We start from the raw sequence: 22,466 nt of genomic DNA on the forward strand, positions 1-22,466 counted from the left end.
CTTTGCGCCTTTGCGCCTTTGCGTTGAACTCTCCCTCCCCCGAACGCGGCAGTTACAGCCTCAGAAGAGCACGCGCTCGACGCCCGCAGCGTCGAGGAGGTAGTCCCTGGACGCCTCGAGGCCGGCGCGGAGCCGGCCAAAGTTCACGCCGACGAGCTTGCCTCGCCATTTGCGGATGCTCCCCGCGACGATGACCGTGTCCACGTTGCTGCGGTCCATCAACGTCACCACGGCCCCCGGTACGTTGTTGAGCGGCGCCACATTGATGGCATCCGCTCGCAGCAGGATGATGTCGGCCTCCTTGCCCGGAGTCAGCGTGCCGATCTTGTGGGAGAGCCCGGCCACCCGGGCCCCCTCGACCGTGGCCAGGCGGATGACATCGCGGCACGTGAGGAGCTCGGGCAGATCCGTCTCTCCGGCCAGCGCGCGTTCGTTGATGAGCGCCCGCTGAAGCGTGAAGACGGTCCGCATCTGGGTGAAGAAGTCCGCGGTCATCGTGCACTCGACGTCGGTGCTGAGCGCGGGCTGGACGCCATGATCGAGCGCGGCCTGGATAGGCGGCATGCCGTGCCGCATGGTCATCTCGATCGGGGCCGCGATCGAGACGTTCGCGCCCGAATCGGCGATCGCCTGCCAGGAGGCCTCCGAGATGGCGCTGGCGTGGATGAACTCGAGATCAGGCCCCATCAGACCCTCGCTCTCGATCTGCTCGATGAGCGTCCCCTGGCCGATGCTGCCGACGAGGTGCGTCACGATGGGCAGGCCGTGCTGGCGCCCGATCGCCCAGGTATCGCGCCACGCGGGGTCGAACACCTCCCCGCCCATGGCCAGGGTCAGGAGCTGGTCGGTCGAGGAGAAGTACTGGCTCTGGATCCGATCGAGATCGTTCGGGAAGATGTTGCCGGGGCCCGCGCCCGGCGAGTACACGAAGAGCGCTCGGCGGCCCGATTCCTGCAGCCCATGGATGACGGCATCGGTGTGCTCCGGCGTGTGGCCCACCTGGGACGTGTCGACGACCGTCGTCACCCCGGCATCCAGCTGGCTGAGCGAGGAGGCGAGTATGGCGAGGAAGGCGTCCCGCGGTCGGAAGACCGGCGTGATGGTGAAGTGGATGTAGTCGAGGTAGTTCTTCTCGCCGTGCGGCAGCCCGTCGTTGGCCAGGAGGCCGTCCGAGAGGAAGCTCCGCAGCGCGGTCTGGTACTGGTGGTGATGGGTGTCGACGAACCCCGGCATCACGATCGTGCCCGTCGCGTCGATGATCTCCGCGCCTGGCGCGTGCAGGTGCGGCCCGACCGCGATGATCTTCTTGCCCTGCACGAGCACGTCGCCCCGGGCGAAGTCCCCCACGTTCGGATCCATGCTGAGCACGGCGCCGCCTCTCAGGATGTAACGCCGGTGCGAGGCGCCGGTCCCGTGCGGCATGTCATCATCGTGCTCCGCCCTCCCCATCGCCGCCGCGGGAGTCGAGAAGGCCGCCGCAGCACCGAGCGCTGAAGCTCCCACCGCGAGAAACCGGCGACGAGACGAGCCCGCCTCGCCTGGCTCTCCGTCATGGTTCGAGTCGTTTCCACAGAGCTTCTGGCACATACCAAGTTCCTCCTGCTCAGTTCACGCGTCCTTCTGTCGTGCCCCCGCCTCCCGAGACACCGACCACTGCGTTCTGGTGGGCTGAGCAAAGCAAAGATTAACCCGGTGCGGAAGCCAGCGTCGAGCCTCGTGGGATGCGATGCAGCGCCGAGGTCGTGCGCCTTGTACGGTTGCACGGTTGTACGTTTGCACGGTTGCACGGTCGCACGGCATCGAGCTGGAAGGCCGGATGGAGAATTCCACCCGAGATGCCGTAGTACACAGCGAATCTCCCTGTGATGACTACAGAGGGGTCTCGAGTGTGATGATGCGGTCGCGGCGCACGCGGCCCCGATACGCGCGCGGGGCCGAGCCGCGCGGTGGTCGTCCCACGGCCCGCCGCCGTCGTCTTGCGAGATCACCTGCCCAGCGCAATCATCCTCTCGTTTACCCAGTCGTCGCCGGCGAGGGGGTGCACGCCGGCCCCGTCCCGATCGAGCGCGAGGCCCACCGAGAGCAGCCCACTCTTCACGAGGAACGCTCCCCTGGGGGTCTGCCCGTCGGACTTCGTGAGCCGCCCGCGGATCGCGAGATCGCCCCCCTTCGCCTCCAGCAGCCTGAAATCGACGCCGGCGTCCGCGCGCCTCACCTTCGCGGATGCCTTGAGCCCCTCCATCGTGAGGAGCCCCGCGGCCCAGCCGGGAATGGCATCCTCGGCGTCGAGCAGCATCACGGCCGGCCGCGCGTCCTTGCATTCCACCCGGATCGCCGCCTCCATGAGCCCCCGCCTCACCTCGGCGTCCTCGATGTCGATGTGCGCCCACCAGCCAGGGAGCGCCTCGCCCTCGTGCTCGATCGCGAGGTCCTCGATGTCGATGCGGCCCTTCCGCAGCTTGGCTGCCTGATTCAAGACGTCCGCCGCGTCGAGCGTCATGCGCGCCGCCACGTCGCCCTTCACCTTCGTCTGTTTCCACTGCAGGGCGCCGTGCTTCAACAGCAGGTTCAGCGAGCCCGTCCCCCGGCCCAGCGGGTCGACCTCCAGGCTGCTCCGCATGAAGGCTGCGCCGCCGGTGAACCGCGGCGCGTCCGGCGCGGCGCCCTCGACGTTCAGCCAGCGCAGGTCCGGGATCGCCGCGGCGACGACATCCACCTTCGACGCGAACCCCGGCTGCAGCCGCAGGAGGTGGAGCTCCGGCGCGTCGAAGGTGGCGCTCGCCCTCTCCACGACGATGGGCGGCAGCCCGCTTCCCGGGCGCTCGAGCGTCGCGCGGGGCAGCGTCACGGCGAGGCGCGCCGCTCCGCGCTCGTCGACGCGCAGCGCCGCGCGCGCCTCGGCGGTCGCGCGGAGCGACGCGATGGAGGCCACGAGGTGGCTCGTCTCGTAGGACGCGGTGCTGCCCGGCTCGACGCTCCCCCGGTTCACGACGAGGTGCGTCCGGAGCTCTCCGCTCCCGTCCTCGAGCCGGGGTCCGGCGCCCTCGCCCGCGGGAAGGGGGATGAAATCGAGCCCCGGCAGCTGCGCGTCGAGGCGGACGCGCGCCCAGGCGGTTTCGAGGACGTCGAGCCCGTCGACGTCCCGCGGATCGAACGTGCTCATCGTCACGTCGGCGTCGGCGTCGAGCCGCGCGACGACGCGATCCGCGACGTGGACCTCGCCCGAGCGGAGCTCCAGGGCGACGGGCCCGACGCGAGCGGCGCGGAGCGGCTTGTAATAGAACCCTCCCCGCACGCGACCGCCGCCGGCATACCGGACTTGCTGGATCCAGACCTCCTTGAGCGTCGTGTCGATGCCTTCCAGGTGCACCGTCCACAGGTTGTAGCCCTCGTCCGAGTTCTCGAGATCGTGCTTCGGCGGCAGCTCCGGCTTGAGCGGAGGGTTCGCGAACTCCGGGATGGGCGGCAGCGCCTCGATGTGCGGCGCCTCCAGATCGCGCTCGCTCGTCGGATCCACGAGCATCCGCATCCGGAACACGAAGCCCGTGGCGCGGATGTCCTCCGCATAGAACTTCTTCCGGAGGAGATCGGTCAGGTGGATATCGACGTCCGCTTCGTCGAGCTCCACCGCCCACTGAAGCACGCTGTCGGAGCCGCTGAGCCGGAGCTCTTTCACGTGAACGACGCCCGGCCAGAGGCTCCACGCCGACCCGTAATAGAGCGAGGCGTCGACGGGGTTGTAGCTGACGAGCCTCGCGATGAGCCCCGTGCTCAGCATGACGTTCACGACGACGACGTAGCCGAGCCAGAGCGCGAGAGGCAGGATCAACAGCGTTTTCAGCGCCCTCCTGGCCCGTGGCCCTAGCCGCCCGCTGAGCGCAGGTGGGGACTTCAGCGCGGCAGCTTCGTGCAGGAGCGCGTGCATGAGCCCATCCGATCGCACGGGCCATGCCGCGAGCTGAGCCGCGGCGCGAGGGGGCAGGCTCAAGCCTGGCCGTGGCGATCTGCCCCGCTCGTGGCGAAGGTCGACATGCGCGGACCGCGGGGGGGGCCCGCTCTCGCGCGGACGCGCCCGGAAATGGCCCTGCCGCGAGCGCTCGGCCCCCGTCGGACCCGACAGGCACCCGGCTTGCTAACCCCGCGAACGCCGGCGCTGGCGAGCCTGTCGCGTCGACGCCGCTGGAGGTCCGCTGGAGTCGATCTTCCGGCTTCCAGCCATCACCCGAGGTCATCATGAACCACACTGTCCATCACGACCTGAACGACGAAGAAGCGAAGAGCGCCGTCCTGCGGGCGATGGCGAAGTATTGTGATCGATACGCGGAGTACGCTCCCTCCATTTTCTGGAGCGACGAGCGGCGCGCGGATGTCGGCCTCTCCTTCAAGGGCTTCACGCTCTCCGGGCGGCTCGAGCTCCGGCCCAGGGCCGTCGACTTCGCGATCGACATGCCGCTGCCGCTGCGCATGTTCAACCGGATGGCGATCGCGGCGATCGACGCCGAGGTGAGGCGGTGCATCGATGACGCGCACCGCGATCGCGCGCGGCGGCGCGCTCCGAGCGCGGTCGCGCAGGAGGCGCTCTGAGCGGTCCGCGCAATGAAGAGCGGAAGCGCCACGACCACCCATGAAAGGCGCCGCCCGCGGAGCGCCCCGCGCCGCTCCGCCGCGAGCGGCGTCGTCCTCCGCCGGCGCCGCGTCAGCGTGTCGGTCGCGTCCGTCGAGACGGTCGAGCTCGCCCGCGCGAACGGCGAGCTCGCGGGGACAGGGCAGCTCACCCCGTCACCGGTCGAGTCCGCCGAGTCGGCCGGGCTCCGGTACGTGAACGACGGTGAGCCGGGGATCTCCAGGCGAGGGGCGGGCAAGGGCTTCCGTTACGTCGACGCCGACGGCCGCCCCGTCAAGGACGAGGCGACGCTCGCGCGCATCCGCCGCCTCGCGATCCCGCCCGCGTGGACCGAGGTATGGATCTGCCGGAGCGAGCGCGGGCACATCCAGGCGACAGGGCGGGACGCGCGCAGCCGAAAGCAGTACCGGTATCACCCGCGCTGGCGCGAGGTCCGCGACGAGACGAAGTACGACCGCATGCTCGCGTTCGGCGCGGCGCTCCCGGCGATCCGCGCGGCGACCGAGCGGGATCTCGCGCTGCCTGGCCTGCCGCGCGAGAAGGTGCTGGCGGCCGTGGTGCGCCTGCTCGACGAGACGTCGATCCGCATAGGGAACGACGAGTACGCGCGCGACAACGACTCGTATGGACTCACCACGCTCCACGACGAGCACGTCGAGATAGAGGGGAGCCTCATCAGGTTCCACTTCAGGGGCAAGGGCGGCAAGGAGCACGCGATGACGGTGCGGGATCGGCGGCTCGCCCGCATCGTGAAGCGCTGTCAGGACGTGCCCGGCCACGAGCTGTTCCAGTACATCGACGGCGAGGGCCGGCGGCAAAGGATCCATTCGGACGACGTGAACGAGTACCTGCGCTCGGTCGCGGGCCACGACTTCACGGCGAAGGACTTCCGCACCTGGACCGGCACCGTGCTGTGCGCGTCGTTCTTCTGCGAGATGGAGATCGCGAGCTCGGTCCGCCAGGTGAAGAAGCGCGTGGCGCAGGTGATCGACAGGGTGTCCGCCCGCCTGGGCAACACACGCGCGGTCTGTCAGCGTTGTTATGTCCACCCCGCCGTGATCCGCGCCTACACGGAGGGCGCCCTGCAGTCCCTGATCGACGCGGAGGAGGCCGTCGCGGACGGGGCGCTCGCGGCGCTCCGGCCCGAAGAGGCGAAGATGCTCCGGATCGTCCGCGGCTTCGGCGAGCGAGAGGCGGTGCCGCTCGTCACCCGCCTCCGCGAGAGCGTGCGCTCGGCGCGCGCGGTGAACGCGCGGCGAGCCGGCAAGAGCGCGAAGCGTCCCCCCGGGGAACGACGCGCCGCGGCCTGAGCCGCGCCGCGGCGAGCGCCGCAGCGGCCGCGCGGGGATGCGCTTCGCCCCGCTGTTCCCGACGAGTCTGCCGTGTCGTTGCGTCACAGCGTGATCGCCCCGCTGTGGCATCGTGCCGCGGACGCGACGGGGGCTGTTGCTGGGGTCGCGAGCGGCCCGCGATCTCGCGCCGGATACGCGCGCGGTACGGTTCGTGTTGTGCGTAGCTCCTTGGAAACCAGCGCGCGCGGCGCGAACCCTCAGCCAAGGAGGTCTGCATGGCGAGCCAGAGGTTGATCACCGGGATGGTGCGAGCACGTGGGGAGGCCGAAGACGTCGTCCGGCGCATCCTGGACAGCGGGCACACGCGACGGGACGTCTGCGCCATCGTGAGCGAAGCGACGCGTCGCCAGCACATCTTGCGCTCACGCGCATACGGTGCGGCCTCGCACGGGAGCGCGCTGACCTCCGTCCTCGCCGCGGCGAGCGCGGGGCTCGTGGTCCCGGGGCTGCGGCTCGCGGTGGCCGGCCCCATCGCGGTGAGGCTCGCGGACGCGAGCTCGGCGAGCGAGACGGCCAGCCTGAGCAGCGTGCTCGTCGACGCCGGGATCCCCGAGCAGAGCGCGCCGGAGATCGAGAGGCGCCTCAAGGAAGGCGCGATGCTCCTCGGCGCCCTCGCGCGCGACGAGAAGGACGCCGCGGCGCTTCGCGCGATCCTGCGAGACGCGGGCAACGGCGATTTCTGCGGCACGGGCAAGGGAGCCCGCGTGTTCGCCGCGCTGTGAGCCGCCGGCGCTCACCGCTCCGCGTCGCCGCTGGAGGGAGCCGCCGCTGGATCGATGAGCTCGCTTCATGACAGCGAAGTCCCGGACATTGGAACGGGACTTGAAGGGAATGAAAGGGTTCAGCCGAGACTGATGCAGTACAAGGCGAACCTGTACCCCTGAGGCAACAGGGGGCGCGCGCCTTCCCGCAGCGGCGACGATCCCTGGCGATCGCGGCTCCTGCGTGGACGTATGGCGTGGTGGCCCACCTTGGGAGGTAAGGAGGAGAGGAATCGGGCGTTCACCAGACATCTCAGGAGAGTACCCCATGGAACCGGTCGCATTCGCAGACGAGAGCGTGGGCCTGGACGGACTCATCGACGATGACTCGATCGAGCAGCTCAAATCGTTCTGCCGTGGCGAGATGTCCGCGGTCGAGACCTACCGTCAGGCCATCGCCGCGGCGCGCCAGGGCTGGGTTGCTCACCACCTCCGGCTGAACCTCGCGTCGCACGAGGCGCGGGTGAAGGTGCTGCGCCGGCGGATCGAGGAGCTCGGAGGCGACCCCCCGGCGAGCTCCGGGCCATGGGGCGCGTTCGCCAAGGCCGTCGAGGGGACCGCGCTGGCGCTTGGCCACAAGACGGCGCTCTCGGCGCTGGCCGAGGGGGAGGAGCACGGCCTGAAGGACTACCGGAACGACATTGAGGAGCTCGACACCGAGTCGCACGCCCTGGTGCGGGACGTGATCTTGCCGCAGCAGGTGTCGACGCGCCGCTCGCTCGCGGATCTCAAGCGGCAGCTGCCGTGACGCGGGAGTTCGTCGGCGGATTGTTCGGGCGGGCCCCCCGTGCGATACTTTCGGCCGTATGGGCAGGGCTGCGCTGGACATTACCCGACTGAGCCGCGACGAGCAGCTCGACCTGCTCGACGAGTTGTGGGCGAGCCTCGGGCGAGACCCTGACGCGCTGCCTCTCAGCGACGCCCAGCGGGTCGAGCTCGATCGGCGCCTTGATGAGCTCGAGGCCGAGGGGCCGGTCGGGCTCACCTGGGATGAGGTTGTCGCCCAGGCACGCGCTCGGTCACGGTGAGGGCAACATCGGTGTTGGGACGGGGGTGAACTCCCCCGCTCAGCCCTTCGCGTCGTATCCCGCCTGGAGCAGCTTCGCGATCGTGGAGAGCTGCATGTTCGACGTCCCCTCGTAGATCTTCCCGATCTTCGCGTCGCGGTAGAGCTTCTCGACAGGATAGTCCTTGGTGAAGCCGACGCCGCCCATGAACTCGATACAGAGCGACGCCGTCCGCTCGGCCACCTCGGACGCGAACAGCTTGGCCATCGCCGCCTCCTTCACGAACGGCTGGCCCGCGTCCTTGAGCCGCGCGGCGTTGTAGACGAGGAGGCGCGCGGCCTCGATCTCCATGGCGACGCGCGCGTACTGGAACTGCACGCCCTGGAAGCTCGCGATCGGCTGCCCGAACTGCTTCCGCTCGCCCATGTAGCGCATCGCGTGGTCGAACGCCCCCGCGGCCAGGCCGAGCATCTGCGCGCCGATGCCGATACGGCCCTCGTTCAGCGTCTCGATGGCGATCTTGTAGCCCTTGCCGACCTCGCCGATCACGTTGCCCTCCGGCACCTCGCAGTCCTCGAGGACGAGCTCACACGTGCTGGAGGCGCGGATGCCGAGCTTGTTCTCCTTCTTGCCCACCGAGAAGCCGGGGAAGGAACGCTCGACCACGAAGGCCGTGATGCCCTTGTAGCCCTTCGTCGGATCGACGTTGGCGAACACCAGGAACACCGAGCTCTCGTTCGCGTTCGTGATCCAGAGCTTGCGGCCGTTCAGGATCCAGCGGTCGCCCCGGCGCTCGGCGCGGGCCGCGAGCGCGAACGCGTCCGAGCCGGAGCCCGCCTCGCTCAGCGCATACGAGCCGATCCAGTCGCGGGAGAGCCGCGGGAGATACCTCTCCTTCTGCGCCTCGGTGCCCCAGCGGAGGAACGCATTGGCCACCAGGGTGTTCTGCACGTCGACGAGCACGCTCACGCTCGGGTCGACCACGGCGAGCGCCTCGATCGCGAGGATCGCGCTGAAGAAGCCCGCTCCAGAGCCCCCGTACGCCTCCGGGATCTCGATCCCCATGAGGCCGAGCTCGAACAGCGGAGGGAGCAGATCGTGGTCGAGCGCGCCCTCTTCGTCCATCGCCGCCGCGCGCGGCGCGACGCGCTTCCGGGCGAAATCAAGCACCGAGTCGCGGAAGAGGCGCTCCTCGTCGGAGAGCTGGGTGAGCGGGGGGTGGGACACGACGGTTTCTCCTTGTGGGCCCATGGCGCAGCGCGGCGCCGTGGCGGCGTCGCCCCACTATGCTACGCGAGGGCCACGAGCGAAAGCCGTTCGAGCGCGCCCCGCCCGGTCATCGCCGCGGCGCAACGCAGGCCACGCCGCGTCGGCGGCGGACGGGGCGCGCCGCCCCGAGCCGCCTCATCCGTGGTGTCGCCGCTCGCTCCGGGGCCGGGATCGTCCAGGCTGCCACGCGCGTTGCTTCACCTGGACGCTCACGCGCGCTTGCCCGCGGGCGCGTCGCGCCGGCGGCACCGGAGCAGCGTGTGGGCGAGGCCGAGGTGGTCGATCTCCGCCTCGACGACGAGGCCCGCCTCGTCGACGCAACGCCGGATATCGGCGGCGCTGTACATGCGGCTGTTCCCGTTCGCGAGGCACGTGAAATACAGGGAAGAGCCGTGAAGACAGTGGACCGCCACCTCGTTCGTCTGCCGATCCCAGAACGTGTCGAGGATCCAGAGCACCGTCTCGTCCCCCATCGCCGACGCGGCCCGCCGGAGGATCTGGAGGATGTCCGCCTCGGAGAAGCACACGAGGAACTGGCTCATCCAGATGGCGTCGAAGCCCGTCGGGAACGCCTGGCCGTGATCCAGGAAGTCGATGGGGGTGCCCACGATCCGGCCGAGCAAGCCGTGCTGCTCGACGTTGACGCGCGCGTCCTCCAGCTGGCCCGGCAGGTCGAGCAGCGTGACGCGCACGTCGGGGTCGTGCGTGCAGCACTGGATCGCCCACCGCCCCGTGTTGCCGCCGATGTCGAGGAGCGTCCTCGGCCTCCGCTCGAACACGACGGGCAGCGCCTCGGGGAACGCGGAGTCGGAGTAGAGGTGATCGAACGCAAACCAGCTCTCCCTCACCTTCGGCGGGAGCGCCGGGAGCGCCTCATAGACCGTCGGCCACTCGCCAAAGACCTTCAGGCCAGCCGGCTTGCCGCCCTCGATGGCCTCGTCGAGAAAGCGCATGCCCTCGTAACAGACGTCATGGATGAAATCCATGTTGATGCGGGTCATCCTGTCATTCTCGACGATGAGCCCGACCCGCGTGATCGTGTAGCGCTCGCCACGCTCTCGCGGCTCTGCGTGGGCGTTTGCGCCGCCTGCGACGCCTGCGCGCTCCACCAGGCCGAAGCTCAGGCTCGCCTCCAGCAAGGTCTTGGCGGCATAGGCGGAGAGGCCGGTGTCCTGGGCCACCTCCGCCGGTGTCCTGCCGCCCTTACCAGCGCGCTGGAGCGCTTTGAGGACGCCGCGGTTTCGCATCACCCGCGCCACCTGGAACATGACGGGCGCAAACGCGATGCGCTGGGCGGCGAGCATGGCGTCGAGGGTGGGATTCGGGGCGGGATCGTTCTTCATCGAGCTCCGGTCGTCGGGGGTGGGGTCAAGGCTAGCGTGCACCCTAGCGCTGGAGGAGCAAGACGAAGCCGCAGACGCCCGTGAACAGCAGCGCGCACTCTGCCCGACCCTCGTCGGCGAGCGAGATCCCCGTCACGCCGCAGAGCATGCCGAACACGAGGCTCGCCACGCTGATCCGCCGCCGCTGGTCGATCGACCGGACGCGCGGCGGAGTGGGCGGTCTCGTGCGGTACGGGCTTGCCACCCCCTGATGATACCACCAGCGCCGCGATCACAAGGACGCCGCCGCGATGTCGAACAGCTCCTCGTCGGTGAGCGGCAGCGGGTTCGCCTTCATGCTGCTCGCCGCCCTGGCCTTCGCGACCAGCGCCGGGAGGTCCGCCTCATCCATGCCGTAGCGCCGGAGCCCCGGGATCGCGAGATCACGGCAGAGCTCGCGGACCCAGGCGATCCCTTCCTCGGCGCTGGCTCCGGCGCGCCCCGTGACGAGCGCGGCCAGCTCGTCGAAGCGCGGCAGCGCGCGGTGAGCCGGGTCGCGCGCGCGCAGCGCCCGCAGGTTGACCTCCAGGACGGCGGGTAAGAGCGCCGCGCACACCGCGCCGTGCGGCGCGTCGAACATGCCCCCCGCGGGCCCGGCGAAGCCGTGGACCGCCCCGAGGCCGGCGTTCGCGAGGCAGAGGCCGCCGAGCAGGCTGGCGATCGCGAGGTCGTCCCGGGCCGGCGCGTCGGCGCCCTCCAGGACCGCGCGGCGCAGCGAGCGCACCGAGCGTCGGATGCCCTCGCGCGCGAGGCCGTCCGTGAGCGGGTTGCTGCGGCTCGACAGGAACGGCTCGATGAGCTGCGAGAGCGCGTCGAGCCCGCTCGACGCGAGCACCCCGGGCGGGGCGCCCGCGAGCAGGTCGGGGTCGACCACCGCGAGGCGCGGCAGCATGTGCGGGCTGCGCAGGCTCGCCTTCACGCCGGCCTCCCGCGACGCGAGCACCGCGTTGCGCGTCACCTCCGCACCGGTGCCGGCGGTCGTGGGGATCGCCACGAACGGCACGGACGGCCTGGAGAGCGCTCCCCCCTTGCCGATGACCTCCAGGTAATCGAGCGGGTCGCCGCCGTTCGCGACGAGCGCGGCGATCGCCTTGCCGGCGTCGATCGCGCTGCCGCCGCCGAGCGCCACCACGACGTCGCACCGCTCGGCCGCGGCCCGCGACGTCCCCTCGCGGGCGACGTCCACCGTGGGCTCGCCCGCGACGGCGAAGCGCACCGCGGCGACGCCCGCCGTGGCGAGCGCGGCGAGGAGCGGCGCGGCGCGGCCGGGATCCTGCCCGGTGACGACGAGCGCCCGCGTCCCGCCGAGGCCCCGCACAGCCGCGGGCACCTCGGCGACCTTGCCAGCGCCGAAGGCGATGCGCGTCGAGGTGGCGAACTCGAAGGCGGGTTCATGGCCGGGAGGCGTCATGTCAATACCCCGCGTCGTCAGGGAAGACATTGACGTATTTCCGGCTGGTCCGCGGCTCGGCCATCATCTCCGCGACGGTGTCCCGCCACCGCTGGTAATGCGCCGTTTCCTTGTGTGCGGCCGGCGCCTCCTTGGTCCTGTAGACCTCGACGAGCACGAACCGCGCGGGATCCTCGGTGTCCTGGACGACGTCGAACCGGGCGATCCCCGGCTCCTTGACGCTCTCGCGTGCGTTCTCGATCGTCGCGCTCCGGAACGCGTCGACGAGCTCGGGTCTGACACGTACATGCACATGTACGACGAACAGGCTGTTGGACATGCGCGCAATCTAGCTCGGGCGCGCTGCCGCAGGAACCCGGCTCGCGCCGTGGCCGGCCTTCCGGGAGAGCGCGCGGGCCGCGCCGGCTCGGCCGAGCGCGCTGCCTCCGGGCGGGGCGCGGCGGCGGGTGGCAGGGCGGGCGCGCGGGTGGCGGCGCGGCCGGCAGAGCGCCGTCGCCCCCTGCGTGGACTCCCGACTTGGCCCGGCCGGCTCGCGCACTACGATCGTCGTGACCCGGCGTGCGGCTCGGCAAGCGTCGAGTGCATGAGCGCCGCGAGCGAGGAAGGTCGATATGGCGGATCCGACCATGGAGAGCCCGGAGCCCGATGCGGCGCGGTCCATCGCGCTGCATTCCATCGAGTTCAGGTCCGATCACGGTCTCCTGAAGGACTGCAAGGGGGAGAGCGGCTGGAGGAACGAGGGGGCCCTGTGCCCACGGCCGGAGTGGACGCCGGGGGGCGCCGTCCCCCTCTCGATCTCGATGGGCCGGCACATCGTCGTCCGGCTCGGGCTCTCGCAGCGCGACGCCTACAGCGCGGCGGCGGCCGAGATCCGCGCCGTGGGGCCGGGGGGCATCGTCCTCGAGAGCCGCGGTAGCGGGGCCGTCGGCGCGCCGCTCGATCTCTTCTCCTCGCGGCAGATCGGGAGGAAGATCCAGAAGTTCAACCTCGCCCTGAGCTGGTCTGCAGGCGCGGGAGCTGCGGTGTCTCCCGCCCGGACCTCGAACGTCGTCTATGTCACGATGGGCAGGCCCCAGACCGACAGACAGGATGTCTGGCAGGAAGATGGGGTGACCTTGAAGCGGATGGACAGGGCGGTTTCCTGGATCGCGCCGATGGATACGGTCGATCCCCACGAGATCGTGGAGGGGGTCATGGCCAGGTTCCCGACGTACACGCTCCTGCCGAGCCCCAGGGTGCCCCGGCGGTACCATCACCCGACGTACGTGAACGGCGAGGGCGGCGCCTGGCCGATGACCGATCACGTGGAGGAGAGCGGGGAGTGCCAGGCGATCGTCCGCCTCCTCCGCGGCATGCTGCGCCAGCTCGGGATCCCGGGGCGGACGCGCATGATCGTGGTCTGGGGCGACCCCAACGTGGGCGGCGGGCGCAAGACGCTGTCGGCCGATGTCGAGCAGAATCCGTGGGCGGGGCTCGACGTCACGAAGGTCGAGGGCGGCCGCGTGTGGCGCGCCGCGCTCGTCGACGGGCCGGTGGAGGTGGGGAGGACCTATCCGGCGTCCCATACGCGCCTCCCCGACGGGACGGTCAGCCCGGGGCTCAACCGGTACGAGGCGTGCCTCGAGTTCTCCCACGGCGGCGTGACCAGGTATTACGCGGGCGGCGCCGGCGTGTTCGATTCCGTGGAGCCGATCCTGGGCGTCTTCTGGGGGCTCATCTGGTTCAGCTCGGCGCCGGACGAAGGGTTCCGCGTCGAGCAGATCGTGGCGACCTACAGAAACGGAGGCTGGGGATGAGCGCGCACGCATTTCAGAAGCAGGACGTCGACGCGAAGATCGCGGGGTGGCTCGCGGCCGTGGCGCGCGTCGCCCCGGAGGGCTTCACGCCCGTCGAGCGGTTCGACGACGTGCCGGCCCAGGCGCGCGCGGAGTCGTTCTACTGGTGCGACTCCATCTTCCGGGACGAGCTCAACCCGCACGGCGAGGCCGTGAACGCGCGCCACGCGTTCCATGCCGCCACGGACGATACGCCCGACCTGCTCCGCCACGAGTACGCCGCGGGCGGGCTCGGGTTCACCGTCATCGAGGGGCGCAACTTCATTCTCGTCCAGGTCGATCGCGCGAGCCTCGATATCCTCTCTCTCTGCGGTCCAGACCGCGCAGCCGCCGTGCGCCGGGTGGCCGAGGCGCTCTTCAACACGGGCGTGGAATCGAGCGCGGTGGGCCTTCCGGTGACCCCCGGCCCGGCGGCCTGCCTGGACGCCGCCGGGACACAGGAGCTCGACGAAGGGACGGTGTTTTCGAGCAATCCGGCCGTGGACCCGGATCTCCTCACCTGCTGGAAAGACCGTACGGAGTGCGGTGTTCAGGGCGGAAGGCTCTACTTCCTCTGCTACAAGAAATCATCCCAGCGCGTGGGGTTCGCGAACGCGTGGCAATGGTTCGACGACCGGAGGGCCGGGGTCGGGTGAGGCGGGGGTAGGCGCGGAGCGCGCGGGAACGTGCGAGAACGTGGATGACCGCTGCGCCGGTATTGCGTCTGCGCGCCGCGCGCGGGATGTTGCGCGCGTGGCGGGACCACAGGCACCCAGGATCCTGATCTTCCCAGGCGGCCCCTCGGGCGCTGCGCAGGCGCTCGCCGCGGCGCGCGGCTATGTCGCGGTCCCGGCGCGGGACGTCGAGGCCGGGCTGGATCTCCTGGCGACTCAGCCGTTCGACGCGGCCGTGCTGGCGGACGAGGGGCCGCTCGAGGACACGCTCGCGCTCTGCCGGCGGCTGCGCGCGGCGCCCGGGGGCGATCGCGTGGCCGTGGTCGCCGTCACCGGGAGCGCGGGCGCGACCGCGGCGCTGCTCGAGGCGGGCGCGACGGTCGTGGCGGCGGCGCTCGAGCCGTCGATCGCCATCCAGCTCGACGCGGCGGTGTGGTGGGTGCGGCGGCCGTCGGCGCACGTGGCCGACCGGGCGCCCGCGGAGCGCGCGCTGCTCGAGCGCGCCGCGCGCTCCTTCCGCGACGCGTCCGCGGAGGTGATGGGCCTCCTCGTGTGGGACGCGGCGGGGGGCGTGCTCGACGCGAACGACGCGTTCCTCGGCATGGTGGGCTACACGCGCGAGGACGTCGAGGCGGGGCGCCTCAACTGGATGGCGATCACGCCGCCAGAGCACCGCGCCGCGGACCAGCGCGCCCTCTCGGAGGTCCTGAAGAACGGCGTCTGTCCGCCGTTCGAGAAGGAGTTCCTGGCCCGCGACGGGCGGCGCGTGCCCGTCCTCATCGCGCCTGCCCTGGTCGAGGGGGCGCGCGATCGCGGCGTCTGCTTCGCCTTCGACATGAAGGCGCGCAAGGCCGCAGAGGACGCGCTCCGGACGAGCGAGGAGCGCATGCGGCTCGTCGTGCGCGCCACGAGCGACGCCTTCTGGGACTGGGATCTCTCGTCCGGGCGCGTCACCGGCAGCGAGCGCATGCGGAGCTTCTATGGCACGGGCGGCGCCGACATCGAGGAGGACGCGGTGTGGTGGTTCGAGCGGGTCCACCCCGAGGATCGCGATCGCGTGATGAACGGGCTGCGGCGCGCGATGGAGGGGGACGGGGGGACGTTCGAGCTCTGGTACCGGTGCCTGCTCGCGGACGGCAGCTACGCCGACGTCCACGATCGGGGCATCGTGCTGCGCGACGCGACCGGCAGGGCGTACCGGATGCTCGGGGCCGTGTCCGACGTCACGGAGCGCCGGCAGATGGAGACGCGGCTCCAGCTCGCCGATCGCATGGCCTCGCTCGGCACGCTCGCGGCCGGGGTGGCGCACGAGATCAACAACCCCCTCGCGTACATGGTCGCGAACGTCGATTTCGCGCGCAAGGAGCTCCGCGCGAAGGGGGCCGGCGCGCGCCTCGACGCGCTCCTCTCGGCGCTCGACGAGGCCGCGGAGGGCGGCTCGCGGGTGCGGCACATCGTGGGCGGCCTGAAGACGTTCTCGCGGGCCGACGACGGCGAGCTCGGCCCGGTCGACGTCGACCCGGTGATCCAGCTGGTCCTGCGGATGGCGCAGCAGCAGATACAGAGCAAGGCGCGGCTCGTCCTGGAGCTCCGCCCGGTGCCGGCCGTCCACGCGAACGAGGCGCAGCTCGGCCAGGTGCTCCTGAACCTGCTCGTGAACGCCGCCCAGGCGCTGCCGGAGGGGAAGGTGTCGGAGAACGAGATCCGGATCTCCACCGCCCCCGCGCCGCCCGGACGCGTGTGCATCGAGGTGTGCGACACCGGGCCTGGGATCGCGCCGGAGCTGCGGAGCCGCATCTTCGACCCGTTCTTCACGACGAAGCCCATCGGGGAAGGGACGGGGCTCGGGCTCGCGATCTGCCACGGCATCGTGACGAGCTTCCGGGGCGAGATCGGCGTGGAGAGCGAGGTCGGCAAGGGCGCGTGTTTCCGCGTGCTCTTGCCTGTCCATGACCATCGCGCGGGGGCAGGAGAGGAGCGCAACGCCGCCTCGGGCGGGGCCTCCGATGAGCTTCCCGAGGAGGCCGCTCAGTAGGCGCTCCGCCGTCCTTGGCGGACGGGCTCCGACAGGCGGCGCGCCGTCCGTGCTCCGGCGCGCCGCGGGGCCGCTCCGCGGGACCGACCGCTTGCCAGGGCCGCGGCGTTCGCTCAAGTTGCGTCACCGGCCCCATGAACACTCGATCGGTCAGGGCCGCAGCTGGGCTGCTCGGCGGGGCGGCAGAGGAAGCGCGCCGCGCGGCGCAGTCCGGTCGTGAGGTTCGGTCATGATCGAGAAAACTGGCCGCATCCTGGTCGTCGAGGACGATCTGGATATCAGGAGCATTCTGACGCAGCTCCTCGTGTTCGAGGGGTACGACGTCGAGGAGGCGGCGGACGGCGCCGAGGCGCTCGCGCTGCTGCGGCGGGACGCGCCGCCCGCGCTGATCCTGCTCGATCTGATGATGCCGGTCATGGATGGATGGCAGCTCCGCGCCGAGCTCCAGCGCGACCCGGCGCTGGCGTCGATCCCGGTGGTGATCGTGTCCGCCGACGTGCGGGTCGAGCAGGAGGCGTCGCGGCTGCGCGTCGCGGGCCTGCTGAAGAAGCCGCTCCAGATCGAGCCGCTGCTCGAGCTCGTCCACCGCATCTGCGGCGCGCCGGCGTGATGAGCCGGGCGGGGCGCGCGCGCGCGCCCATCGAGATCGCGCGCCAGGGCGGCGCTGGGGCGGCTCGGGGGCCCTGATCAGGCTCCGGGGCGCGGCGCTACCTGACCGGCAGCGCCCGCGGCGGGCGCCTTCCCCTCCGCGAGGCGGCCGGCGCCGTGCTCGTGGAAGTACTCCGAAAGCCGCCTGTCGGCCTCGTCCCCGAAGAGGAGCTTGCACGCCTCGCGGAGGCCGGGCGACCTCGCGAGCGCCTCGCGGCGCAGCAAGAGCGAGATCTTCGTGCGCCGCCGCAGGAAATCATCGAGCTTCGCGATCATCTCGTGCTTCGCGGCGTGGGCGACCTCGCAGCGCAGGTCGTCCGCCCCTTCGAACAGCGGATCGGCCATCCGCGGATCGCTCCGGATGTCCTCGAGCAGCCCGAGCGCCTGCGCGCCATAGCGGCGCCATAGCCGCGTGCTGAGCGTCTCCGAGGCGCGCCGCGGCGTCAGCGCGTCGAGATCGAGGGCGCGCGCCTTGTGAAAGAACTCTTTACGAAGCGCCTCGCCCGGCTCGCCATACCAGCGCTGCGCAGGGCGGGGCAGCGCGACGCCGAGCCCCTGCACGGCCGCGCAGACCTCGTCGCCCACGTTGATGCAATCGGTGAGCTTGCCGCCGAAGATGCTCACGTGGGCCTGCGCCCCGTCCACCTCGAGGGCGTGCTTGCGCGAGAGCTGCAGCCAGTCCTCGCCGTCCCCGCCGCCCTCGACGGCCAGGGGGCGCACCCCGCAGCGCTCCGCGATGACGTCGGCCTCGGTCAGCGGGCGGGGCAGGTTGAGGCGCTTGTTGATGTTGGAGAGCACGAAGCGCCGATCTTCGGGCGTCACCGCCGCGCGCGGGCCCTCGACGCGGGTGTCGGTCGTGCCGATGCACGTCCTCGAGCCCATCGGGATCACGAAGAACAGCCGGCCGTCGTCCGCGAAGAACGTGAGCACCCGCCGGCTCGAGGTGAGCCGATCCACGATGAGGTGGATGCCCTTCGAGAAGATGTGGCGGTGCCTCGTCCGCTGGCCCGTCAGCTCGTTGTGCGCGTCCACGAACGGCCCGCAGGCGTTGACGAGCACGCGCGACCGGACGGCGAGCTCCCTGCCCGACAGGACGTCGCGGGCGCGCGTGACCCACGCGCCCCCCTCGCGCCGCGCGCCGAGCGACTCGACGTAGTTGGCCGCCCGCGCGCCGTGATCGAGCGCCGCGCGCACGAAGCCCCAGACGAACCGCGCGTCGTTGTCGACCAGGTACGCGTCGGAGTACTCGAATCCTCCGTCGCAGCCGTCCAGGTTGACGATCGGCTCCTCCCGCGCGATCGCCCGGCGGGAGAGCAGGCGGGGGATGCGCGTGAAGAAGCTGCCGATGATCCAGTAGAGCCAGGTGCCGAGGAAGAGCTTGAAGAGCCCGTGGCGGAAGCCCCGCTCGTGCGCGGCGTAGAACCGGATCTCCTGCACCGACGACGGGTAGCTCCTGAGGAGGAGGTTCCTCGACGTGCAGAGCTTCCGCACGAGCGGAAACTCGAAGCTCTCCATGTACTTGATGCCGCCCCAGGCGAGGTTCGACGACTCCTGGCTGGTGAATCCGGCGAAGTCGCCCCGATCGATCAGCGCGACCTTCGCCCCCCGCGCGGCGAGGGCCGCGGCCGCGACGGCGCCGTTGATCCCGGCGCCGAGGACGAGGACGTCGAACGTGTCGCGGCTCAAGCTGTCGATGTTCGTGGCCCGCAGCATCGATGGCGATCCGGCGAAGGCGCGGCCGGCGCGCGCCCCATCTGCTCTATCACGTCCTCGCCGCCTCGGGGCGACGGACGGCGCCCGACGTCTCGCTCAGCCCATCAGCCCATCGGCCCAGCTGCCGTCCTCGCCGCGGTACGCTTCGGACGATGGCGCCGGCTGGACGCGGCGCGGGCTGCTCTTCGCCGCGGCGGCGTGGCCGGTGTGGAGGTGCTGCCAGCGCGCCATCTTGGTGTAGACGCCGCCCCGCCGCAGGAGCTCTCCGTGCCCGCCGTTCTCGACGATGCGGCCGCGCTCCATCACGAAGATCTGGTCGCAGTCGACGACCGTGCTCAGGCGGTGGCTCATCAGGACGATCGTCCGCTTCCCCTTCAGGGCCCGCAGCGCCTCGGCGATGGTCCGCTCGTGCTCGGCGTCGAGCCCGTCGGTCGGCTCGTCGATCACCAGGATGGGCGCGTCCGTCAGCAGCGCGCGCGCGATCGCGATGCGCTGCCGCTGGCCGGTCGACAGGTTGAGCCCGCCATCGGCGATCGCCGTCCCGTAGCCGTCCGGCAGCGCCTCGATGAAGCCGGCCGCCCCCGCCATCTCGGCCGCCCTCCGGATCTCCGGGTCGGTCGCGGAGGGGCGGCCGTAGGCGATGTTCTCCGCGATCGTCGCCGGCAGGAGGATGCTGTCCTGGAGGACGAGCGCGATGTGCCGGCGCAGGTCCGCCACGCGGACCGCGCGCGTGTCGATGCCGTCGAGCCGCAGCGCGCCGCAGGTCGGGTTGTGGAAGCGCGGCAGCAGGCCGAGCAGCGTCGTCTTGCCGGCGCCGACCGAGCCCACGAACGCGACCATCTCGCCCGGCCGGATCGTCGCGTCGAGCCCGCGCAGCACCGGGTGGCCCGGGCGGTACTCGAACCCGACGCCATCGAGCGAGAGCGCGCGCGGCTGGGGCGGGAGGGTGGCCGCGTCGTGCCTGTCGACGACCGCCTGGTCGCGGTCCAGCACCTCGAAGACGCGCTGCGCGCCCGCGACGCCGCCCTGCACCGCGGCGCCGGCGCCGGTCAGCTTGCAGAGCGGGTCGTAGAGCATGCCCAGGTACCCGAGGAACGCCGTCAGCGCGCCGAGCGTCATGCCGGCCTCGCTCCCGCCCGCCCGGGCCTGGACGATGAGGTAGCCGCCGTAGCCGAGCACCAGCGCGCCGCCGAGCCCGAGGATCGAGCCCATGGCGAGCGTGTGGCGGAGCTCGTCGTGGTGGAGCCGGAGCCACGCCTTCACGCTGTTGCGCAGCGTCGTGTGGAAGCGCGCCTCCTCGTCCGCCTCGCGGCCGAACGCCTGGACGAGGCCGATCGACGCCATCGAGCGCTGGACGGACGTCGCGAACTCGCTCTCGACCTCCTTCGCCTCGGTGCATTTCTTGTGCAGCACGCGCCCGAACCTGACGTTCGTGAGGAGGAGCGGCGGGACGACCGCGAGCGCGAGCAGCGTGAGCTCCAGGCTGCGCGAGGCCATGATGCAGATCATCACGGCGAGCGTCAGCGCGCTCCCCATCACCGCGACCGCCACGTTGAGGATGCCGTGGAACCCGGAGGCGTCCTGGTTGAGCCGGTAGAGGGCGTCCCCCTGCGGCTGCGCCCGGTGATAGCCCATATGGAGCGCCTGGAGCTTCCGGTACACGTCGCGCCGCACGCGCGTGAGCCCGCCATAGCCGATGCGGAACGTGAGCAAGGCGCGGCCCATGCCCACGAACTCCTGCGCCACGCGGAGGACGAGCGTGATCGCCGCGAGCCCGAGGACGCGGCCGAGCAGGCTGTCCGGGAGCGGGGCGAGCAGGATGCGATGGACGAAGTCCCCCGCGCGCGGGCCGGTCGAGATGAGATCCACGATCACGGCGACGGGCCACACCTGGAGCAGGCTGATCGCGATCGAGACGCAGACCAGCACGGCGAGCGCCCCGAGGCGCGCCCACTCGCCCTTGAAATAGGCGCCCACCCGGACGAAGAAGCGGACCCGCTCCGCGCCGGCCGGCTGGCTGGGCGCGGCGCGCGCGGCCGTCAGCTGCGCGGTCGTCCGCGGAGAATGCCTCGAAAACCTGACCCTGCCTTCGCGCCGAGGCGAAGGATGATAATGCTTGCGGTGAGCCGGTGCGCTCATGGTTCGCTGAGCTCTCTCCTGTCTACGGCTGAGGTGGTCGTCGGCGGCCCATCTCGGGCCCGGCCTGACGATCCATCGGTTACGACCGGTAGTGAGGTATCGCCGCTGGTGTAACAGCCCGACGCGGACGCGCTCTACGTGAGTGCCGGAGAAGAGGTCGGCGCTCGCTGATTTGCTGCGCGGTTGTCCGGGACTCCAGGGCTGGCGACGCCGGCGCGGCCAACGGCACAGGCCGACGGCGCGGCCGGCTCTCCGCGCCTACCCGCGAGTCCGGCTCTCGAGCAGCGCGAGCCTCTGGCCGAGGGCGCGCGCCGGCGCGAGGTCGAGCTCTGCCGGCGCGTGATCCGCGCTCGCCTGAGGCGGGCCGTCGCGCTGCGCGGTCCTGCTCGTCGGATCCATCTCCGCGCGGGCGGGGGCCTGGAGCAGGACTCCATGGCCGGCGAGGGAGGCGAGCGTCGCCTGGAGCGTCGCGCGCTGCGCTCCCTCGACCGCGGACGGCGAGCAGAACACCGAGGCTACCTTGCCGGCGAGATCTCCCGAGGGCTGCCTCGATCCGTCGAGGAAGCGCCGGATCTCCGCGCACATCGCGCCATAGCGCGCAGGCGAGCCGATGGCGATGCCGTCCGCCCAGAAGAGGTCGTCTTGCCGCGCCAGCGGGACGGAGGCGAGGTGTTCCTGCGCGGCACGGATCCGCTCATTCGCCGCGCGCCACCGGTCCTCGATCGCCGTCAGATCGGCGACGCGCCGGAGCCGCACGGTCGCTCCGGCCTGCCTGGCGCCCTGCGCGACGGCGGCCGCGAGCGCGGCCGTGCCGCCATAGCGGGAATAGAAGATCACGGCCACGTTCATGCCGAGCGCGCATGCAGCCCTCATACCGCCGTGATCACATGGCCGGAGCGCTTCATGCCAACCCCGATGAGCTCGCCGCGCGCCCCGTCATGGCATCGTCGAGAACGGCATGAGCGGCCCGCTGGCAGGCCCTGCAGCCGTGGATGACGCATGGCGCAGGGCGCGCGGCGCGCGGCGCGATTCAAATTGCGCGTCGCGGCTCCACGCCTTATGGGTCCCTTGATGGTCCGGAGCGGATTGCGCAGGGGCGGCGGCGTCGATGTCCCGTGCGCCCCCGGAAGGGGGGGCGGCGCGGAGCGGGGCGATCCGCCGGCCGCGCCGCCGTGCCCTCCGGGCGCGATGGGGCGGAGGCTCGCCGAGCAGGGCCCCTCTCGACGGAAGACGATCTTCATCATCGAGGACGACCCAGGCGTCTGCGATGCGCTCGTGACCGTCCTGCGCGATGAGGGATACGATGTGATGACGGCCGGGGACGGCGAGGACGCGCTGGCCAGGCTCCGCGAGGCGCCGACGCCGGCGCTCATCGTGCTCGATCTGATGATGCCGGGGATGGACGGATACGCGTTCCGCGCAGAGCAGCTGCGCACGCCCGCGATCTCCGACGTCCCCGTGGTCGTGCTGACGGCGGGGGCGGCGCCGCGGGCCACGGAGCTCGGATCGGTCGACATCCTGAAGAAGCCTGTCGATCTCGTCGCGTTGCTCGACGTGGTCGGTCGCAACACCTGAGTCGGCGCCGGGACGCCCGAAACAAACATCGCTGAGAGCGCGGCGCGACGGGCGCGTTACAG

General features: G+C 71.3%; 20 protein-coding genes. 10 read left to right on the top strand and 10 right to left on the bottom strand.

Features of this window, described 5'->3' with window-relative positions; genetic code table 11:
- Positions 1 to 60: 60 nt before the first annotated feature.
- Together WME73_RS06735 and WME73_RS06740 are read right to left on the bottom strand one after the other, a co-directional pair.
- A complete protein-coding gene (locus WME73_RS06735; RefSeq protein WP_437915141.1) occupies positions 61 to 1,587 on the bottom strand; it encodes an amidohydrolase family protein in 1,527 nt (508 codons plus the stop codon).
- Between the two features lie 397 nt (positions 1,588 to 1,984).
- Positions 1,985 to 3,829 (bottom strand): hypothetical protein, encoded by a 1,845-nt coding sequence (locus WME73_RS06740; protein ID WP_437915142.1) that lies wholly within the window; start codon positions 3,827 to 3,829, stop codon positions 1,985 to 1,987.
- Between the two features lie 404 nt (positions 3,830 to 4,233).
- Here WME73_RS06740 and WME73_RS06745 point away from each other — a divergent pair, with 404 nt between their 5' ends.
- From WME73_RS06745 to WME73_RS06765, 5 genes are all read left to right on the top strand, one after another.
- The gene (locus tag WME73_RS06745; RefSeq protein ID WP_437868393.1) at positions 4,234 to 4,584 is read left to right on the top strand and encodes a polyhydroxyalkanoic acid system family protein; all 351 of its coding nucleotides are present in this window, start codon (positions 4,234 to 4,236) and stop codon (positions 4,582 to 4,584) included.
- A gap of 12 nt (positions 4,585 to 4,596) precedes the next feature.
- Positions 4,597 to 5,934 carry a DNA topoisomerase IB gene (locus tag WME73_RS06750; protein WP_437915143.1) on the top strand — a complete coding sequence of 446 codons (1,338 nt, stop codon included), beginning with the start codon at positions 4,597 to 4,599 and terminating at the stop codon, positions 5,932 to 5,934.
- A 257-nt stretch (positions 5,935 to 6,191) separates the two neighbouring features.
- Positions 6,192 to 6,698: a hypothetical protein gene (locus tag WME73_RS06755; RefSeq protein WP_437744664.1), complete on the top strand. Its 507-nt coding sequence runs from the start codon at positions 6,192 to 6,194 to the stop codon at positions 6,696 to 6,698.
- A 307-nt stretch (positions 6,699 to 7,005) separates the two neighbouring features.
- Positions 7,006 to 7,485: a DUF2383 domain-containing protein gene (locus WME73_RS06760; protein ID WP_012233797.1), complete on the top strand. Its 480-nt coding sequence runs from the start codon at positions 7,006 to 7,008 to the stop codon at positions 7,483 to 7,485.
- Between the two features lie 58 nt (positions 7,486 to 7,543).
- Positions 7,544 to 7,765, top strand: coding sequence for an addiction module protein (locus tag WME73_RS06765; RefSeq protein ID WP_012233798.1), 222 nt, complete (start codon positions 7,544 to 7,546; stop codon positions 7,763 to 7,765).
- A gap of 39 nt (positions 7,766 to 7,804) precedes the next feature.
- On the opposite strand, the gene WME73_RS06770 is transcribed toward WME73_RS06765, so the two are convergent.
- The 5 genes from WME73_RS06770 to WME73_RS06790 form a co-directional block, all read right to left on the bottom strand.
- Positions 7,805 to 8,971: an acyl-CoA dehydrogenase gene (locus WME73_RS06770; protein ID WP_437915144.1), complete on the bottom strand. Its 1,167-nt coding sequence runs from the start codon at positions 8,969 to 8,971 to the stop codon at positions 7,805 to 7,807.
- A gap of 251 nt (positions 8,972 to 9,222) precedes the next feature.
- Positions 9,223 to 10,356, bottom strand: a complete 1,134-nt coding sequence (locus WME73_RS06775) for a class I SAM-dependent methyltransferase (RefSeq protein WP_437744666.1) — start codon at positions 10,354 to 10,356, stop codon at positions 9,223 to 9,225.
- 43 nt (positions 10,357 to 10,399) lie between these two features.
- The gene (locus WME73_RS06780) at positions 10,400 to 10,600 is read right to left on the bottom strand and encodes a hypothetical protein (RefSeq protein WP_437298260.1); all 201 of its coding nucleotides are present in this window, start codon (positions 10,598 to 10,600) and stop codon (positions 10,400 to 10,402) included.
- A 27-nt stretch (positions 10,601 to 10,627) separates the two neighbouring features.
- Positions 10,628 to 11,806, bottom strand: a complete 1,179-nt coding sequence (locus WME73_RS06785; protein WP_437915145.1) for an iron-containing alcohol dehydrogenase — start codon at positions 11,804 to 11,806, stop codon at positions 10,628 to 10,630.
- A gap of 1 nt (position 11,807) precedes the next feature.
- Complete coding sequence (locus WME73_RS06790) at positions 11,808 to 12,125, bottom strand: putative quinol monooxygenase (RefSeq protein ID WP_437298262.1); 318 nt, start codon at positions 12,123 to 12,125, stop codon at positions 11,808 to 11,810.
- Between the two features lie 292 nt (positions 12,126 to 12,417).
- Here WME73_RS06790 and WME73_RS06795 point away from each other — a divergent pair, with 292 nt between their 5' ends.
- The 4 genes from WME73_RS06795 to WME73_RS06810 all read left to right on the top strand — a co-directional run bounded on the left by WME73_RS06795 (position 12,418) and on the right by WME73_RS06810 (position 16,939).
- The gene (locus WME73_RS06795; protein ID WP_437915146.1) at positions 12,418 to 13,602 is read left to right on the top strand and encodes a hypothetical protein; all 1,185 of its coding nucleotides are present in this window, start codon (positions 12,418 to 12,420) and stop codon (positions 13,600 to 13,602) included.
- Complete coding sequence (locus tag WME73_RS06800; protein WP_437915147.1) at positions 13,599 to 14,276, top strand: hypothetical protein; 678 nt, start codon at positions 13,599 to 13,601, stop codon at positions 14,274 to 14,276. The genes WME73_RS06795 and WME73_RS06800 overlap by 4 nt, the downstream gene beginning before the upstream one ends.
- Before the next feature lie 97 nt (positions 14,277 to 14,373).
- Positions 14,374 to 16,329: an ATP-binding protein gene (locus WME73_RS06805; RefSeq protein WP_437915148.1), complete on the top strand. Its 1,956-nt coding sequence runs from the start codon at positions 14,374 to 14,376 to the stop codon at positions 16,327 to 16,329.
- A gap of 229 nt (positions 16,330 to 16,558) precedes the next feature.
- Complete coding sequence (locus WME73_RS06810; protein WP_437298266.1) at positions 16,559 to 16,939, top strand: response regulator; 381 nt, start codon at positions 16,559 to 16,561, stop codon at positions 16,937 to 16,939.
- Between the two features lie 77 nt (positions 16,940 to 17,016).
- On the opposite strand, the gene WME73_RS06815 is transcribed toward WME73_RS06810, so the two are convergent.
- The 3 genes from WME73_RS06815 to WME73_RS06825 all read right to left on the bottom strand — a co-directional run bounded on the left by WME73_RS06815 (position 17,017) and on the right by WME73_RS06825 (position 21,702).
- Positions 17,017 to 18,690, bottom strand: coding sequence for a glycerol-3-phosphate dehydrogenase/oxidase (locus WME73_RS06815; protein WP_437915149.1), 1,674 nt, complete (start codon positions 18,688 to 18,690; stop codon positions 17,017 to 17,019).
- A gap of 96 nt (positions 18,691 to 18,786) precedes the next feature.
- Entirely contained in the window at positions 18,787 to 20,829 is a 2,043-nt protein-coding gene (locus WME73_RS06820; protein WP_437915150.1) for an ABC transporter ATP-binding protein, read from the bottom strand.
- Between the two features lie 258 nt (positions 20,830 to 21,087).
- Positions 21,088 to 21,702: an NAD(P)H-dependent oxidoreductase gene (locus WME73_RS06825; RefSeq protein WP_437915151.1), complete on the bottom strand. Its 615-nt coding sequence runs from the start codon at positions 21,700 to 21,702 to the stop codon at positions 21,088 to 21,090.
- A gap of 198 nt (positions 21,703 to 21,900) precedes the next feature.
- On the opposite strand from WME73_RS06825, the gene WME73_RS06830 reads away from it, so the two are divergent.
- Positions 21,901 to 22,404: a response regulator gene (locus WME73_RS06830; protein WP_437744675.1), complete on the top strand. Its 504-nt coding sequence runs from the start codon at positions 21,901 to 21,903 to the stop codon at positions 22,402 to 22,404.
- The last annotated feature ends 62 nt before the right edge of the window (positions 22,405 to 22,466 follow it).

The organism is Sorangium sp. So ce302, assembly GCF_051530145.1.
GTDB lineage: Bacteria > Myxococcota_A > Polyangia > Polyangiales > Polyangiaceae > Sorangium > Sorangium cellulosum_B.

What these genes read in the sequence shown, in the direction of transcription:
- WME73_RS06800 (WP_437915147.1), top strand. Translation starts at nt 13,599, where the DNA reads ATGAGCGCGCACGCATTTCAGAAGCAGGACGTCGACGCGAAGATCGCG.
- WME73_RS06745 (WP_437868393.1), top strand. Translation starts at nt 4,234, where the DNA reads ATGAACCACACTGTCCATCACGACCTGAACGACGAAGAAGCGAAGAGC.
- WME73_RS06795 (WP_437915146.1), top strand. Translation starts at nt 12,418, where the DNA reads ATGGCGGATCCGACCATGGAGAGCCCGGAGCCCGATGCGGCGCGGTCC.
- WME73_RS06765 (WP_012233798.1), top strand. Translation starts at nt 7,544, where the DNA reads ATGGGCAGGGCTGCGCTGGACATTACCCGACTGAGCCGCGACGAGCAG.
- WME73_RS06775 (WP_437744666.1), bottom strand. Translation starts at nt 10,356, where the DNA reads ATGAAGAACGATCCCGCCCCGAATCCCACCCTCGACGCCATGCTCGCC.
- WME73_RS06825 (WP_437915151.1), bottom strand. Translation starts at nt 21,702, where the DNA reads ATGAGGGCTGCATGCGCGCTCGGCATGAACGTGGCCGTGATCTTCTAT.
- WME73_RS06815 (WP_437915149.1), bottom strand. Translation starts at nt 18,690, where the DNA reads ATGCTGCGGGCCACGAACATCGACAGCTTGAGCCGCGACACGTTCGAC.
- WME73_RS06785 (WP_437915145.1), bottom strand. Translation starts at nt 11,806, where the DNA reads ATGACGCCTCCCGGCCATGAACCCGCCTTCGAGTTCGCCACCTCGACG.
- WME73_RS06735 (WP_437915141.1), bottom strand. Translation starts at nt 1,587, where the DNA reads ATGTGCCAGAAGCTCTGTGGAAACGACTCGAACCATGACGGAGAGCCA.
- WME73_RS06760 (WP_012233797.1), top strand. Translation starts at nt 7,006, where the DNA reads ATGGAACCGGTCGCATTCGCAGACGAGAGCGTGGGCCTGGACGGACTC.
- WME73_RS06810 (WP_437298266.1), top strand. Translation starts at nt 16,559, where the DNA reads ATGATCGAGAAAACTGGCCGCATCCTGGTCGTCGAGGACGATCTGGAT.
- WME73_RS06755 (WP_437744664.1), top strand. Translation starts at nt 6,192, where the DNA reads ATGGCGAGCCAGAGGTTGATCACCGGGATGGTGCGAGCACGTGGGGAG.
- WME73_RS06750 (WP_437915143.1), top strand. Translation starts at nt 4,597, where the DNA reads ATGAAGAGCGGAAGCGCCACGACCACCCATGAAAGGCGCCGCCCGCGG.
- WME73_RS06790 (WP_437298262.1), bottom strand. Translation starts at nt 12,125, where the DNA reads ATGTCCAACAGCCTGTTCGTCGTACATGTGCATGTACGTGTCAGACCC.
- WME73_RS06820 (WP_437915150.1), bottom strand. Translation starts at nt 20,829, where the DNA reads ATGAGCGCACCGGCTCACCGCAAGCATTATCATCCTTCGCCTCGGCGC.
- WME73_RS06830 (WP_437744675.1), top strand. Translation starts at nt 21,901, where the DNA reads ATGGTCCGGAGCGGATTGCGCAGGGGCGGCGGCGTCGATGTCCCGTGC.